Annotated in this window: 6 protein-coding genes; 1 reads left to right on the top strand and 5 read right to left on the bottom strand. The window is 66.7% G+C overall.

Annotated features, from left to right (window positions below; all coding sequences use genetic code 11):
• Window positions 1–92: 92 nt before the first annotated feature.
• The gene (locus B552_RS0107805) at window positions 93–1,445 is read right to left on the bottom strand and encodes an amidase (protein ID WP_019448441.1); all 1,353 of its coding nucleotides are present in this window, start codon (window positions 1,443–1,445) and stop codon (window positions 93–95) included.
• A gap of 281 nt (window positions 1,446–1,726) precedes the next feature.
• Here B552_RS0107805 and B552_RS28095 point away from each other — a divergent pair, with 281 nt between their 5' ends.
• Window positions 1,727–2,434, top strand: coding sequence for a 4'-phosphopantetheinyl transferase superfamily protein (locus tag B552_RS28095; RefSeq protein ID WP_019448442.1), 708 nt, complete (start codon window positions 1,727–1,729; stop codon window positions 2,432–2,434).
• 24 nt (window positions 2,435–2,458) lie between these two features.
• Here B552_RS28095 and B552_RS0107815 read toward each other — a convergent pair whose 3' ends face one another.
• From B552_RS0107815 to B552_RS0107830, 4 genes are read right to left on the bottom strand one after another with little or no spacing between them, the layout of a single operon-like run.
• Window positions 2,459–5,392, bottom strand: a complete 2,934-nt coding sequence (locus B552_RS0107815; protein WP_019448443.1) for a salicylate synthase — start codon at window positions 5,390–5,392, stop codon at window positions 2,459–2,461.
• Window positions 5,393–5,399: 7 nt separating this feature from the next.
• Entirely contained in the window at window positions 5,400–6,182 is a 783-nt protein-coding gene (locus tag B552_RS0107820) for an alpha/beta fold hydrolase (RefSeq protein WP_019448444.1), read from the bottom strand.
• On the bottom strand, window positions 6,176–7,327 hold the full coding sequence (locus B552_RS0107825) for a Gfo/Idh/MocA family oxidoreductase (protein ID WP_019448445.1): 1,152 nt from the start codon (window positions 7,325–7,327) through the stop codon (window positions 6,176–6,178). Before B552_RS0107825 ends, B552_RS0107820 begins: the two co-directional genes overlap by 7 nt.
• Window positions 7,324–17,037, bottom strand: coding sequence for a type I polyketide synthase (locus B552_RS0107830; protein ID WP_019448446.1), 9,714 nt, complete (start codon window positions 17,035–17,037; stop codon window positions 7,324–7,326). The genes B552_RS0107825 and B552_RS0107830 overlap by 4 nt, the downstream gene beginning before the upstream one ends.
• Window positions 17,038–17,056: the final 19 nt, after the last annotated feature.

Raw genomic sequence — 17,056 nt, forward strand, 5'->3', positions numbered from 1 at the left:
CCGACTGCGCGGGTTTGACTCCTGGAACTACCGGCGTCCATGTCTCACACATTGGGACATGGGCGGTAATGCGATCACGGCTTGGCGATGGATCAGCCCTCGCGCCGCGACGGATAGACGATCAATTCCAATGCAAGCGCCGTGCCCAGCAGTTGCGCGTCGCGCATCGGGCCGTGGGACAGCATCAGGCCCACCGGCAGTTCATCCGGTGCGTGACAGGGCAGGGACACCGAGCAGCCGTCGAGGAAGTTGAAAGCGGAGGTATTGCGCAACAACAGGCCGTTGGTGCGGTAGAAGAGGGCATCGTCGCCAACCAGCGGGGCGATCGGCGGGGCCACCATTGGCACGGTGGGGCAAACCACGGCATCGAACGGCGCCATGCGTGCCTCCATGCGTACGATCCAGTCAAGCCGCGCGCGGTGCAGGGCGATGTAGTCGGCCGCGCTGATCGATGCACCGCGTTCGATGCGCGTCAGCACGCGCGGGTCGTAAAGGTCGCGGTGGGTGGCCAGCAGCGCGCGATGGTGCGCGTAGGCCTCCGGCGCGGAGAAACCGCCCGAGGCATTGAGGCCGGCCAGCTCGGAAAGCTCGGGCATGTCGATGTGTTCGACGCGCACGCCTGCTGCGGAAAGCCGGCCAATGGCCCGGTCGAATGAGCGCGACACCGCATCATCGAGGTCGTCCAGCACAAGCTGGCGCGGAATTGCCAGGCGGATGGCATTGGCGGCCGTCATGCGCGGAATGACCGGCGCATCGGCAATTACGCTATCCACGACGATGCAGTCGGCCAGCGTGCGCGCCATCGCGCAGGCTGTGTCCAGCGTGTAGGAGAGCGGGAACGCGCCGGTCAGCGGCACGCGGCGCGAGGTGGGCTTGAAACCGGTGATGCCGCACAGGGCGGCGGGAATGCGGATCGAACCGCCGGTGTCGCTGCCGAGTCCGGCCACCGCCGTCCCGAGCGCAACGGAGACCGCCGCACCGGACGAGGACCCGCCCGGAATCCGTGCAACCGTGGCGTCGCACGGATTGACCGGTGTGCCGAAATGGGGATTGATGCCGACGCCCGAGAAAGCGAACTCGGTCATGTTGGTGCGGCCGACCAGCGCCGCGCCGGCCTCGCGCAGCCGGGCCACCACGGTGGCATCGGCGCGTGCCGGGGCCGCATCTTGACGCGCCGCCGACGCGGCGCGAGTAACCTCGCCGGCGATGTCATAGAGATCCTTGACCGAGACCGGCAGGCCGGCCAGCGGATGGAGCGGCTTGCCGGCGCGATCGGCGGCGTCGGCGGCCCGGGCTACCTCGATGGCGGCATCGAACGTGGTGTGCAGGTAAACGGCCTGACCGGCGGCGCTGGCGGCCCTGGCGGCGGCATCGGCAATCAGGTCGGCACGGCTGGTGGTACCGGCGCGAAAGGCGGCGTGGAGCGAGGTAATGTCAGGCAGCATGACGGTTTGCGAGGGCGTGACTGGATAAAGGCGTCGCGGAGCAGGACCGCTTTCACGCGTTGCCTGTGAGTATCAAGAAACGCAAGGGTAGCAAGAAGCGCTTCGCACGAACATAGGGATGGACGCTATGCCATGTGAGCAAGGATGCGCCGGGGGATGGCCGATGTCGCTGGCGCAGGCGATACTCTCCCGATCGCCGCCAGATGGCAGCTAGATGGCCGCTGGAAGGCCGGTAGCCTGGCGGGCTGGCCTGCAGGCCTCACTTCATTTCCAGGAGCGTCATGGACCAAAAAACGCGGCAATCGGATTGGGCCGCACTGCATGCGGCGTTGCGTCTGCCGCCCGTGATTGCGTTGCACAAACTGGATTGGCAAGGCGTTGACGCGCCCCCTTTCGCCGCGGAGCGACTACCCGACTCGCTACGCGATGCCGCGCCTGGCCGGCAAGGTCAGTACCGCGCCGGCCGGCATTGTGCGCGTCATGCGTTGGCACGGGCCGGCGCGGGCAACGACGCGCCGCCAATGGGCAGCGATGGCCTGCCGGTCTGGCCCAAAGACTGGATCGGCTCCATCAGCCATACCCGGGGCAAGGCGGTGGCACTGGCTTCCGCTACCAGCCACGCCGTTGCATTGGGTGTCGATGTCGAGTGCTGGCAGCGGCCGGATCGGGCCGCGGAGATCGCCAGTTCAGTGGCCCGCCCGCAGGATATCGAGGCTGTCTCGGCCAGAGCCCGCCTTTCCATGGCCAGCTCCGTGACGCTGCTGTTCTCGGCCAAGGAGTCGTTGTACAAGGCGCTGTACCCCACCGTGCGCCGGTTCTTTGATTTCGACGCGGCGCGGTTGGCGGCGTGCGGGTCGGACTATATCGACCTGGCTCTTGCATGTGACTGGCACGCGCGGTGGCCCAGGGGCACCGAGTTTCGCCTGACGTTCGCCACTGGGTCAACGTGGGTCGTCACCGCGCTGCATCTGCCTGTGAATCGGCATTAGGGAACGATTGGGAGCATTAGGGAATCACCCTGGGGCGCGCTCCTGCCGCAGGTGCAGTGCCACGCTGGCCAGCTTTTCGCAGGTTTCCTCCCATTCGCGCGCGGGGCGGGAGTCGCGCACGATCCCGGCGCCGGCCTGCAGCCAGCAATGCCGGCCCTGGCGGAAGGCCGCACGCAGAACCAGCGCTGCATCCATCGCGCCATTGGCGTCGATCGTCATGACGCAGCCGCTATACAGGCCCCGCGCGGCTGCTTCGTGGCGGCCGATGCTGTCGATCGCCGCGCTTTTCGGAATGCCGGATGCCGTCACCGCCGGAAATAGCGCCGCCAGCGCATCCCAGGCGTTGGCGCCCGCCGCCAGGCGCCCCCGCAGGCGCGATGCAAGATGCTGGACGGTGCCGCGCGAACGCACCGCCATGAATTCGTCAACGACCAGTGGGTTGACGCCACAGATGGTTCTGAGCTCATCCAGTGCCAGTGCAACGGACACCGCATGCTCGGAGATTTCCTTGGCGTCCGACAGGAGATCGCGGCGTAGCCGGGCGTCGACATCGGCATCGCCGGTACGCGCTCGTGTGCCTGCCAGCGGTTGCGTGGTTACGCTGCCGTCCGCCTCGACCTCAACCACGGTTTCCGGGCTGAAGCCATAGGCTTGCACAGTCGAGTCACGCCAGAGGAACGACCGGGCAGGGGTGTTGGCGAGTCTCCCGGCGCGGTAGCTGAGCGGTAGGCTCAGATCGCCGGGCACGGGCAGGCGGCGTGACAGGATGACCTTGTCGTAGCGACCGGCGCGGATTTCGACGATGGCACTGGCTACTGCGGCCTGATAGGCGTCGGCATCGCCCGAGGCCGGGGGCACGGTGATTGGCGCAGTGTCCGGCAGGGCGGGCTCGGCATCGAGCCTCGATATCCAGGCAGCCAGCGGAGCGAGCGCGCCGTCGTCGATGCAGCGGACGATGGCTTGTCCGTGCCGCAGCCGAATCTCGCGTGCTGGAATGATCAACTCTATCAACGGGTCGCCCACGTCACTCGCCTTGCCTTGCAGAAGCCGTGCGAACTCGAAGCTCGCTCGGCCATAGGCGCGCCAATCCTTGATCGGCATCGCGCTCAGCGCCTGGTGCATGGCGGAGCAGGGCGAGCCCCCCGAGATCGTCCTGCCGTCGTGACCGGTCACCGTGCCCGTCGCGTCGCAGCGTACCGTCAACGCGGCATCGAGTCCGATGCTCCATTCCCCGTCGCGCTCGTAGACGGCAAGCACCGAAGCGGCTTCCGATTCGGCAATCCGTACGGCCAGCTCGAGCGGGTCGCTGGAGATCGGCACCGTGGCGCTGTGATAGTGCCTGTTCGGCGTGGCGTCATCGGTCAGGGTATCGTCGGCGAGCGCGATCTCGGTCAGGCGCCGCCGGTCGATCTTCCCGGCGGCGGTCAGCGGCCAGGCATCGAGCCACAGGATCTGGTCCGGCAACTGATGTGCGGCCAGACCGTATGCAAGCAGCGCCGCGCGCAACGCGGCCGCATCGGGCCGGATGTCTTCCTCGTTGCCGGCCTGCAGGCAGGCACCGATGCGTTCGCCCAGCAGTGCGTCCGGCACGGGCACGACGACGGCGTCGCGTATGCCCGTGCATGCGCACAAGGCTGTTTCGACGACTGCGGCTGGAATCTTCTCTCCTGCCCGCTGTATCTGTTCCTTCACGCGGCCCACCACCACGACGTTGCCGTCGGGACGCCGCAGCACGAGATCGCCCGTGCGGAAGAAACCGTCGGCCGTGAAGGCGCGTGCGTTGTGTGCGGGTGCGCGGTAGTAGCCGCCAATCGTGTATGGCCCACGCGTGAGAAGTTCGCCGCTGTTACCGTCGGGAACCTGCTGGTCCTCGGAGTCGACGATACGAAGCAAGTCCTCCGACGACAACGGGCGGCCCTGGGTCTCGAATAGGACGTCGGGCGGATCGCCGGGCCGCGTATAGCAGAGCAGGCCCTCTGCCATGCCGTAGACCTGCTGCAGCGCGCACCCGAGGCGGTCGGAAATCGTGCGCGCCGCTGCCGCATCGATCCGCGCGCCGCCTACCTGCACCATCCGCAGCGAGGAGAGGTTGCTGGTCTCCCACTCGCGCGATTCCGCCCACAAGCGCGCAAGCGGTGGCACCAGTGCCACGTGGGTGACGCGTTCGCGCTCGATCAGCGGCATTGCCTCGTCGCATTGTGCGTACGGACTCATGACCACGGTGCCGCCTGACGCCAGCGTACCCAGGATGCCGGGGCATCCGAGCACGAAGTTGTGGGCGGCCGGCAGCACGGCAAGGTAGATGGTGTTCGCATCGAAGCCACATAGCGATGCCGAGGCGGTGAAGTTGTAGAGATAGTCCCGATGCGTACGGGGAATCAGCTTTGGCGTGCCGGTACTGCCGCCGGACAGCAGAAGCAGAGCGATATCATTCGCGCGCCTGACGTTACCGATGTCGATGTCTCCGCCAGCCGCCGCAACCTGATCGAGCGTGAGGCAGGCGGTATCCGCGTCGGCGGCGTTGGCGGCGTCACCATCGACGATCACGTGACGGAGGCCGGGCTGCTGCGCGCGGATCTCGATGGCAAGCATCTGAGGATCCCCGGGCGCTACGATCCATGCCACGGGCGCCGCGGTTGCGCAGAGCGAAGCGAGGTCCTGACGGCGCTGGGCCGGCAGTGCCAGGATGGGGTATGCACCAAGCCGGATCAGGGCCAGCAGGGCAATTGGGAAGCCGATGCCATTGGGCAACTGCAGCAGCACGTGATCGCCTGCCGTGATGCCCAGTGTGGCCAGGCCGCCGGCAAGCTGCCGCACACGGTCTTCGAGTTCAAGATAGCTCAGGCGCTGATTGCCAGCCACCAGCGCGGTACGGTGGCGATGTTGCGCCACCCATGCCCGCAGGTGCATATCGAGCGTGTCATCGGAAGCGATAAGGGCGTCGAGGTTGGTTGTCATGGTGCGTTCAGCAGGGTATGGGCAGGTGGAACGTCTGCCGTAGCAGCTTCAGCAGCGCGCGAGGGCGCCGGGGAATGTAGAAGTGGTCTCCAGCCATGGCCGCCACCCCAAGCGGCCGCGCGAGCCATGGCAGCCACGCCCGTACTTCATCGGGGCTGGCTTCCGTGTCATGCGTGCCATGAATCAGCAGCGTGCGGGTCTGGATTATTCGCGGGGGCGCTTGCGTGTCGGCCTGGGTGTTGAATAGCGCGTAGCTCTCCGTGGCCAGAAAGTCGGCGCGCAAGAGCGGCAGGAACTGGGCCAGCAGGGCGGGATCATCGCGCAGCGCGGCGTCGCATCCGCCAATATCGACAAGGGCATCGATAAAGGGCTGGTCCGCCAGATGGCAGAGTCGCCGGCGACCGCTCAGTTGCGGTGCGTGGCAACCGGACAGCACCAGCCCGGCCGGGGCGACGCCGCGCGTTTCCAGTCGCCGGCAGGTCTCGAAGGCGACCTGCGCGCCCATGCTGTGTCCCAACAGCAGCAGACGATGGCAGTCGTGGGCGTGCCGTTGGGCGATATCGTCGGCCAGTTCCGCCGCGAGCGCATCGATCGATACATGGGGTGACTCGCGCATGCGCTGGTCGCGGCCTGGATACACGGCCAGGGAGATTGCCATGCCGGAGTCATCGAGGTTTTGCCAGTGGCGGAATGCGCCGCCGCTGGCACCGGCGAAGGGGCATACCGCCAGCCACGGTAACGTCGAGGCATCGGGCGGCGTCAGCCACGGCTTGAGCATTGGCGTCAGCATCCGGGTCTGCCTTTATCCAAGGGTTCTGGCAGGCGCGTGATTTCCAGCCTTGGCGGGGCGGGCAGCGCGACTTCGCGCGCCGGGCCCGCGGCACGCTGCACACGTTGCCATAGGCGCGCAAGTGCCAACTGCCACGCCGGCGTCAGTGCTTGTGACAGTGCGCCATCCGCAATGGCCGCAGCCGTGTCGGCCAGCAACAGCGCCACCCCGCGCGGCGCATCGATCTCCAGTGCGGCCTGCCAGGTTGCCGGTGGTGCGTGCAGCGTCACCGATGTGGGTTGCATCAGTCCGTGGTCGGCCGGCGCGTTCGCCAGCCACGGGCTGCTGGTGTCATGGTGGCCGGGCAAGGCCAGCGTTGGCGTCCACGTGACAGGCCCGTGCGTGGCGTCCAGCGACAGGTAACCTGCTGGCCATCCAAGCGTGATGCGGTGCATGACCAGGCTATGCATGTCGGGGTCCGTGGGATCAAGATAGTTCTGCAACTGCAATAGCGCCTCGGAGCCCGGCCGTTGCATCGATTGCATCAATCGCAGCCGTATGGTCCGGAACGGGTGCTCTTCGTCGTCGCTTGCACAGCATTGCGTCACCTCGATCTCGTCGGGCGATACGTTTATGGCCTGTGCCAGAAGGTCCAGGCTTGAATACAGCAACTGCCTGCTGGTGGCCAGGTGCGCGAATTCAGGCATCGCGCCGCCCGCGCTGTCCAGTACCCGGCGCGCTTGCGCTATCCAGGCGCGGCCAGCCGGGGTATGGGGATAGTGCGAGTTGATCCAGCACAGGCGGCCGGCTAGTGCCGCCACGGTCTGGAGCCGCTCGACTTCAACGGGATGGAGCGGGTGTTCGATGATCACATGCAGGCCGCGCCGCAGCAGGTTTTCGGCAAGCACACAGCCATCTCCGCCCATCGCACCTCCCCGGACCACGACACATGCAAGATCGAGGTCCAGTGGCAATTCGGCCAGTTCGGTGTAAAGCGGCACGCCGTGCGCGTGTGCCAGGCGGCGCGCGCGCGAACTGCCGCGGGCCAGCATGCCTGCCAGCACAGGCTCGGGCAATGCGCCGCCGACCGGGTCCTGCTGGAACGCGTTGAGGTATACCTCGCCAAAACGCGCCCCTACGACCAGAACACGAAGTGGACGAGTCACGGTGTGTCCCCCTTGTACGCGGTGGCGGCATCCCATTCGCGCCACAACGCGGCGACGCGAGCCACTACGTCGACATCCAATAGCAAATCCCAATGGCCGGCATCGACCCAATGCTGGTCGAACTGCGCGTTCGCCGGGCCTGCAGTCCATGCATGCCAGTCGTCGTCAGCCGCTCGCCAGTGCGCGGGCCGCCGGCGGGCGTCGATCCGCAGGCACGGCACCAGCGGTGCTGTGGGCGCGGGCGCCTGCGTCAACAGGCCCAACAGGTGCGCCACCAGATCGAGTCGGGCCTTGCCGTCCTTGCCGTCCGGCCATCGCCGCGCGGCATGCATTTGCGCCAGGAACCAGTCGGTCTGGGCGGCTGGCTGCCATTGTTCGAAGGCGGAGGGCAACTCGATCGCCGCGGGTCCCTGGCAAAGCAGTCGCAGCAAGGCCGCGTGGTTGGAGCAGTGAAAGTCGGCGCGGCTGACGGGATCGAGCAACACCACGCGGACGGCTTCGCCTGCATCGTGCAGCCGCTGCGCGGCTTCGGCGGCCAGGAACGTTCCATAGGACCAGCCCAGCAAGGTGTACGGGCCTCGCGGCTGTGCGTGGCGAATCGAATCGACATGGCGCTGCGCGAGCGCGCCAAGCGTGGCCACTGACAGTGCACCTTCGGCATCGAGCCCGCTTACCGTGCAGCCAAGTGCGCCCGCGAGTTGATGATAGGCCGCCACGCCACCGTCGGATGCATGACAGGCGAACACGGGGCGCGGTTCGTTGCCACGCGCCAGCACATGAATACCGGGGATTTCGGCCTGCGCAACAGCCATCATTGCCGCGCAGAAGTCCGCCAGGCGTGGATGTTCGAACACCTGCCGCAGGCTCGCGGGGCCGATGCCCAGGCGATTGACCTGCGCAACCATGCGTGTGGCGATCAGGCTGTCTCCGTCGCTACGGAAGAAGTCGGTATCCGGGCCGACAGGCCGTGCCAGCAGCGCCTCCCATACCGCGCTGACGGCTTGCAGTGCTTTCGGGTCGACCACGGTCGGCTCGACGACGGCCGGAGCTTTTCCGATGTCCTTGGTGCCGGTTGGCAATATCAACGGCATTGGCGGTGCGGGCTCGGGCAGTCTTTCGCACTGCTGCCAGCGTGGCGGCGACAGATCCGGATAGGAGGTGCGGAGATGGGCTGACAATGCTTCAGGATCGAACCGTTCCGATCGCGTGGCTTGCGCCACGATCAGGTGCTGACGCCAGTCGCCATCGGCTGGCCGAGGCCATGTCAGGGTTGGCGTCAGGCCTGCGTCGCGCAGCGCCAACGTCCATCCGGACAGGTCGAGCATCGGATTTCCGTCGATGGCACGCGCATCGTCGAGGCCGTTCAGTGACTCCATGAACCCGATGCTGGCGCGCTGCAGGGCGCTGTCGCGCTCGGTGGCCTCGACCAGCAGAAGGTGCCCGCCGGGTCGCAACAGCCTCCGCAGGCGCTGCAGACTGCGCGTGACGTCGGCGACGTCATGGAGCACGTTGACCGCGATGATCGCATCGTAGCCCTGCGCCGGATGCGCGGTGAAGTCTGTCGCACGGTTCAGGTCCAGCATGCTGTAACGCATCGGTGGTGCATTACCGAACTGGATGCGAGCGTGGTCGAAGAACAGGCGCGAAATGTCCGTGAAGTGATAGATCTCCAGCCGGTCGGCCAGTGCCGGCATGATTCGGCGCGTGGTGGCGCCGGTTCCGGCGCCGACCTCCAGGACACGGAAATCGCCGCGTCCATCGCTCAGTTGCGCAACCATCGCGCTGACTGCGTCATTCAACGCAGCGGCCACTGGGTTGTCCCGATAGAACGCGTGCGCAATGGCATCATCGTCGCCGAGCAGCAGGTGCCGCGCCGACGTATTGCCCTGTAGCAGCCCGTCATGCGCTGCAAGGCAGCGATCGAGGTACTGTGCGATGGTGGCAAGCCACGCTGGCGCCGGTGCCGGCAGCGATTGAGATGCCGATGGCGCAGGCGCTTCCGCCGCACGGTAGTGGAGGCCGTCGAATGTGAGGCCGCCGCTGGCGCAGAGCAGGCTCAGCCACTGCCGAACGATTCGGGCTGTTGTGGCGGTGGCCCCGAGCCGATCGACGACAGCCTGGACCGTGTATCCGTCAACTGGATTGGCGAACAGTCCGTGGCGGCGCAGCGTGGCGTGGATGCCTTCGCGTGCGCGTTGTTCGAGAGCGCGCCAAGCCTCGCCGAACTCGGTCAGGATCGGACCTTCGATGCGCGGCAATGCACGGGTATCGATCGCCACGTCCGGCGATGCTGGGGAACCGGCGATATCGGTGGCATCGGCGGCCACGACCCACGCGCACGGCCCGGAGCCGTCAGGTGCGAGTCGGATCTCGGCGGCGCGAACCATTGGGTGGCAACGCAGATGCGCCTCTACGTCACGCAGGTCGATTGCGCCAGGCCAGTCACCCGGAGGCCTGGCCGCGGGATGGGGAATCCTTGCCGGTGTTGGAGTTCCGCCCGGCGCGACGAGGTCTTCCGGCTGCGCTGCGATGGTGGCCAGTGCCTCGGTGTACTCCGCGAAGAGGCGCTCTGCCACGCCGGGGCCAAGGACGTCGTCCATGCAATACCAGTGGTAGACCAGATCGCCGTCGATCTCCATGACCTGATGGTCGAGCCAGACCTGCGGCGTTTGCGTGAACACGTGTATCGGCTCGCCCAGAAGATGCGTGAGTGCGCGCTCGATCGGTTGCCCATCAAGCGTCATGCCCAGCATGCTCGTAAAGACCACCGGCATTGCGGGCAAGCGGTGGGTGCTGTCGTGAGAGCCGTGACCACCATGCATGCGTGTGTAGCTCCGCAGCACCTCCACGCCGTTGACGCGGCTATGCGCCAGCCGTTCCCATAACCTCGCCTGTGTCTGCTCGATCATGGCGCGTAGCGGGGCGCTGCGGTCGATGTCGAAATCCATCAACAGGACTGATGTGAAATCGCCGATCAGCTGATTGACTTCCGCGTGCAGGGGCTGGCGGTCGAAGAACGTCAGGTTCAGCGTGAAGTCCGGCCTGCGGCACGCGCGTGCCAGCACGCAGGCAAACACGGTCAGCAGCCCGGCCGATGGGGTCACGCCCCAACCCTTCCACAGAGTGGCCAACCGGGTCCATGTCTGCGCGGGGAGCTGCCCCTGGCGCGTCGTGATGCGCGGCGGGCCTTCCGCGGCGTTTGCCGCCATCGGCAATTGTGGCGCGGGCGGAAGCGTATGAAGCGCAGCTTGCCAGTAGCGCCACGACGCCTGCCATTCAGTTGTCTCGCGTTGGGCCTGGACCGCGAGTACATAGTCGCGGAACGACAGGCTCGGCGGCGGCAGGCGCTGCCCCGCGTATGCGGCGGACAGGTCGTCCATCATCACCTTGAAGCTCTGCACGTCGAACTGCAGCAGATCGAGGTTCATGTGCAGCCTCAGGCGTCCTTCGCCAAGCTGCGACACCCGTACCTCGAACAGCGGCCATTCACCGGCGCTCGGCACGGCGCCGGCCATGCGCTCGCGCGTGTCGAGCAGGTGGCGTTCGCGTGCATGGGTGGAAAGGGCGTCGAGCGCGTCGATCTCCATGCGATAGGTCGGAACCTCCGGCAGTATGCGCTGCATGCCGTTGTCCTCGACAACCATCCGCAGCATGTCGTGTCGTGCGATCAACGCGTTCCATGCCTGCTCGAAGCGCGCGATATCGAAGCCGTCGGGGCTTTGCCGACTTTGCAGGCCGTGTGCCGAGCTATCCAGATCCCATTCGAACAGCACGTGACAGGCCATTCCGCCTTGCAGGATCAACTCCGTGCGGCCGAGCCAGTAGGCGTGCTGGATCGGCGTGAGCGGGAACGGCGCATGCCGGTTGACGGGGTCGGGTGTCAGCGTTGGGGCCGTGTCGGCATGATCTGGTTTCTTCACGTACACAGCCGTGGCGATCAGTTTGCCCAGGCCATCGAGTGTCATGTCGCGGTACGCCTGCGCCGGGTCCAGTCGTATGCCGGTGGCGCGGCGGATTGCGCTGTTCAGTTCGAGGAACTGCAGCGAGTCAAGCCCCTGTTGCAGCAGGTCCTGTCGTGGCCGAAGCTGGCCGGGATCATTCATGCGCAGTTGAAGGGCGATCCGCGCGCGCAGCCAAGCCTCGATGGCGGTCAGGTCTGTGGTGTGCTGGCCGGACACATGCAGCGCAGGCACGGTGCTGTCTGCGGCGCGATCGCTGCCGCGTGGTTCTGCGCTGGCTTTGCCGTGCGAGCCTGCGCCGATCGGTCCGGCTTCGATCCCGACGCGAGACGCCAGTGGATGGGACAAAGCGAGCCGCATCGCGATATGGACCGGAGCGCCGCGCATGATGGCCTGGTCAAGATGCCAGCGCCCTTCGGCCGTACTGATCGTTTCCATGCCGGCCTCGGCAAGCCGTTCTCGCAGGGCGGCATTGGCCGCGCGCCCGATCTCGCCCCAGGCGCCCCAGACCAGCGAGATGACTGCCATGCTGCCCGATGTTTCGCGTAGCGCCATGCCGTCGAGATAGCCACTCGCCAGCGCATGGGCGCCCTGACCCGGCGTACCCAGCGTAGCAGCGGCGGAAGAGTACAGGAGCAGATAACGGGCGCCGTGCGCGTGCAGCGCCTCGCGCAGTGCTTCAGCGCCGGCGGCCTTGACGCCAGTGACCGCCGAAATACGTGCTGCCGTCAACTGGGTCAACGGCGCGTCGTCAAGTACGCCCGCCGCATGGATCGCGCCGCCAATGCCACCGTCTGCATACAGCGTGGCAATACAGCGCGATACCTGGGTCGTGTCCGCTGTATTGCACGGCAGCCAGAGCACCGTGCAGCCAGACCGGGCCGACAGTTCTTCTCGCCACGTATCGTTGCACTGCTTTGGATCGGGACCGCGCGGCGCCAGCAGTGCGATGCGTGACGCGCCATGCGCCGCCAGCCACGCGCATGCCATTCTTCCCAGGCCTCCAAAGCCTCCGGTGACCACGTGCCACCCGGTGCCGCGCAGCCAGCCGGGCGGCACCGGCGAGGCGCTTTCCGTGACGGGCATCAGTGACGGGACGAACACCGTTCCGTTGCGTACCGCGATCCATCGCGCTCCCGCGGCCACCGCGCCTTGTCCGACCGCCAACGCGCTGCCGTCGTCGTCGTCAGGGATATCGATCACGGCCAACGCGCGGTTGGGCTGCTCGGCGGCGGCGACACGCATCAATCCCCAGATCGCGTGGTGCGCCGGCCAGACTGGGCCGTGACCTGGTGGCGCGCAGGCGTTGCGTGTCACCACGATCAGTGCGTCCTGAGCGGCGTTGGCAAGCGCGTGGCGCAACGGCTCGGCCAGCGCGGCCAGCGTCGAGGCTGGAGCATCGTGCGTGGCAATCTCGACCACGGACGCATGGACCGCGTCTGTTGGCTCGCACGGGAATGGTTGCCATGTCTGCTCGAACCGGGTGTCCGGAGCAGGCCGCGCAATCGGCAGGCCGCTCGGTGCTGCGTCTGACGCAGTGTGCGCGGCGGCTACAGGCTGCCATTGCGCCTTGCCATCGCGCGTATCCAGCGTAATCGTGGCTGCGCCAAACGGGCCGTCATGCCACCGCAATCGCACGCTCGCAAGGTCGTTTGGCGTGGCGTCCGGCGCTTGCCAGATCATTGCCTTCCGGTGACCTGCGCGATTTCGCAACGCCTGCGCGGCCGCATCGAGCTGTGCGTGCCAACGGGCGGAATCGGCGGCACAGGATGACCAGTCGGCAACATATGTGTTGGCATCGGTCTGGTAGCCGAGCACGGGATTGCCGGTGTCGGTCACGCCGGATGTGGCGCGATCAAACGCCGCCGCGTGCTGCGGGGGATCCGATGCGCGGGCCAGCAGGATATGCTCGCTCATCGTAGCCGTGGGGGTGCCGTTCTCGGGGAGCCATCTCGTCTGCACGAAGCCGGCTTCGCGGCAATGCTCGGCCCACCGATCCGTAGACAGAAACAGTTCGCCGCCGCGAGCCGCCTCATCCTGCAGCGGTGCTACCAGTGGTCCGAATACGAAATCGAACAGCCGCATCGGCTGCGTGATCTCGCGCATCATCAGGTGCCCGCCGGGCTGGAGCAGCGTATGCAGCATGGCCAGCGCATGCCCTGCGTGCCGCGTGGCATGGATGACGTTGGCGGCCACGATCAGGTCGTACTCGCCAGCGGCGAACCCCTGGATGGCGGGGGCCTTCTCGAGATCGAACTCGCGATACTCGACGAAGTCGTAGTGGCCGAACCTGGCTTGCGCGCGGCGCGTGAAGACGGCGGAAATGTCCGTAAACGTGTAGTGGACGTCCACGTGTGGCGCGAGGGCATCGAGCAGCAGCGTGGTGGTGCCACCGGTGCCGCCACCAACCTCCAGCACGCGAAACGGCTGCCCATTTTCCCTTGCGTGCACCAGTCCGTCGGCCACGGCCGCGGCGATCTGGTTGAAGTAGTGGCCGAAACTGAAGTCACGGTACAGCACCTCGACGCCGGTCTCGGCCGAATCGGGAAAGATCACGGCTACAGGGTCCACGTCGCCGCGCATCATGGCGTGCAGTTGGCTGCCGCCACGCGCGATGGTGTCGGCGATGACGTCGAGACCCTCGCAGCAATCACGCAGTGTTTGCAGAAGCGTCTGATGCTCGGCGTAAGGTACGGTGCCCGTTGCCGTGTAGCGCCCGCTGTCATCGCAGCGGTAGTAGCCGTCCTCCACGCAGCTTCTCAGCAGGCGGGCCAGCAGTTGCCGGTGCCGTGGCTGCAGCCGGCCGCCACGCATGATGTCGGGTAGTGTCACCCGTTCATCGATGGCGTCGCCCACGCATTGCCTTACCATCGTGTCGACGTAGATCCCGTGCAGCGCCGTGGCACAGCGATTGAGCAAGGCCAGGCGCGGCAGGTCGAGCGTGGCGGCAGCGGAAATGGCGACTGGCCGTCCCGAGTTGATGGCCTTGTCGGTGTCAGTTGGCGTGCCGGCACTGGACGGATTGGCAGGATTAGACGGGCCCGACGCGGAATTTTCGTCGCAACCGTCGTCGTACCAGTAGCGAGTGGTATCGAATGGATAAAGCGGCGCCGCGGCGCGCGGTGCGCGGCAGGGCAGCAGTTGCGGCCAGGACAGCGCCGCGCCGCCCGCAAACAGGCTCAGCAACGCATCCTGCTGTGTTTCTGTGACGCCTTGTCCGCGTCGCGCGCTTGCGATCCATTGGCGCGCGGGGAGTTCGTGATCGTTACCCGGGCCGTCAGTCGTTGCCAGGATATCCGCGCGTGATCCCATTCCGGTGAGGGGTGCGTCGGGACTCAGTTCCAGGCAGACGCTCACGCCTTCGGCGACGGCACGGCCCAGTGCCTGGTGATACCGCACCGGGTCACGTACGTGGCGCCGCCAGTAGTCCGGACGGTTCAAGGTATCGGCATCGATTGCTTCACCCAGCAATGTTGACCACAACACCACGCCATTGCCGGTTTCGGCGCGCACGGTGGCAGCGGCCTGCGCATAGGCGTCGAGCATGGGATCGAGCAGCCGCGAGTGCGCTGCCCCGGACACCGCAAGCCGGGCATGTGCGATACCGTCGGCATCGAGTTCGGCGGCGAGTGTATCGATGGCAGCCGCGGCGCCGCTCAGTACCACGTGCCGCGCGCCGTTCCAGGCCGCGATATCGACATCGCATCTGGCGATGCAGGGCTGCAGCGTGACGTCGTCGGCGAATGCGGCCAGCATCGCACCGCTTGCGGCATGTGCCTGCATCATCCGGCCGCGCGTTACCACCAGCGGCAGAATCGCTTCGGGAGTGTAGTGTCCGGCCACGACCGCTGCAGCGTACTCGCCGACGGAATGACCGATGACGGCGTCGGGACGGAGGCCGATGGATTGCCAGTGCGCGGCCATCGCGAGTTCGAACGCGACGATGGCGGGCTGCGCGAATGTCATATCGGCAAGCGCGGCGTCGGCGGAGGGATGGGTGCCGTCCATGACCGCCCGCAGCGGCAAGGGCAGCAGCGGGTCGCAGATGGCGCAGCATCGCTCGATCATGCCGTCGAAGGCGGCGCTTTGCCTCGACATGGCCATACTCATTCCGGGCCACTGCGTGCCTTGGCCGCCAAACAGCCAAAGATGTTGCCCTTGTCCCTGGCCGACGTGCAACACGACATCGCTCACGTTTTCGGCAAATGCGGCCAGTGCCGGGCGTGCTTCGTCGATCAATGGCATGGCCAGGCGGCAGTTGAGGTCCAGCGCCCGGCCTTGCAGCGCCGCCGCGGCCAGACCCGCCGGGGGGGCTCCCGCATCCCATGCCTCGGCATAGGCCGCGGCCATTCGTCGTAATGCCGACGGACTGGCTGCGCTGAGCAGCAGCGCGGGCGTTTCGGCATCATCGATCGACACACTGCGCGGGGCGGCGGGAGGTGCCGATTGCACGATCACGTGGCAGTTGGTGCCGCCAATGCCGAACGACGACACACCGGCCGTGCGAACTGCACGGGGCCACGGCTCCGGTGCGTAGATCAGGGCCAGCGGCGATTCATCGAGGCGGAGCGCCGGATTTGGCGTTTCGGCGTGCAGGCCTGGCGGCATCGTGCCGTGGTGCACGGCCAGCACGGTCTTGATCAGGCTTGCAATTCCCGCTGCGGTATCCAGATGGCCCAGATTACCCTTGACCGAGCCGATGCGGCAGCGCGGTGCGGACGGGTCTCGCGCGGCCAGCGCACCGCGCAGTGCCTCGATTTCGATTGGATCGCCGAGGGGCGTGGCAGTGCCATGTGCCTCGATCAGATCGACGTCGTCTGCGGCGATACCCGCCACGGACATGGCTTCACGGATGACTTCGTGCTGACCCGCCACAGAAGGGGCCGTATATCCGACCTTGCGTTCGCCGTCGTTGTTGATGGCGCTACCGCGCAACACGGCCATCACGGTGTCGCCGTCGCGCATGGCGTCCTCCAGGCGTCGCAGAACAACGATGCCAAGCCCATGGCCTGCATAGGTGCCCTGTGCGGCGGCATCGAATGGCCGGCACGTGCCGTCTGGCGAGAAAATCATCCCCGGTTGATACAGATAGCCGGCTTCCATTGGGAAGGAGACCGCCACGCCGCCTGCCAGTGCCATGTCGCATTCGCCCGAGCGCAGGCTCTCGCATGCCAGGTGCACGGCTACCAGGGAACTGGAGCATGCGGTCTGGACCGTCAGCGCTGGGCCTGTCAGCCCCAGCTTGTATGCGGTACGCGTGGCCAGATAGTCCTTGTCGTTGCCAAGCAGTGACTGAATGCCACGGACCTGCGAGGGCCCCGCGTCGCGAAATGCCTGTAGTGCCGGATAGGTGCTCATACGGCACGCGGCGAACACGCCGGTGCGATGGGGCACATGGCGCGGCGCGTACCCTGCATGTTCGAGTGCGTGCCAGGCGGCTTGCAGGAATAGTCGCTGTTGCGGATCGAGGGATTCGGCATCGGCGCGCGAGTAGCCAAATAGCGGGGCATCGAACTGGTCGGCGGCTTCGATCGTGGCTGCCACGGGCACGTAGTCGGGGTCGTCTGCCAGCGCCGGGCTGACGCCGGCCGCGCACAGCGTTGCGCGGTCGATCCTCCGGCTGCAGTCACGGCCGTCGAGAAGATTGCGCCAGTAGGCGTCGGCATTGGGGGAGGCGGGAAAGCGGCAGGCGAGACCCACCACCGCGATACTCTCGGCCAGGGCCGATGATTCATACTCCGGAACGCTCATGGATGGGTCTCCGAAACGA

The sequence above is a fragment of the Cupriavidus sp. BIS7 genome (genome assembly GCF_000292345.1).
Classification (GTDB): Bacteria; Pseudomonadota; Gammaproteobacteria; order Burkholderiales; family Burkholderiaceae; genus Cupriavidus.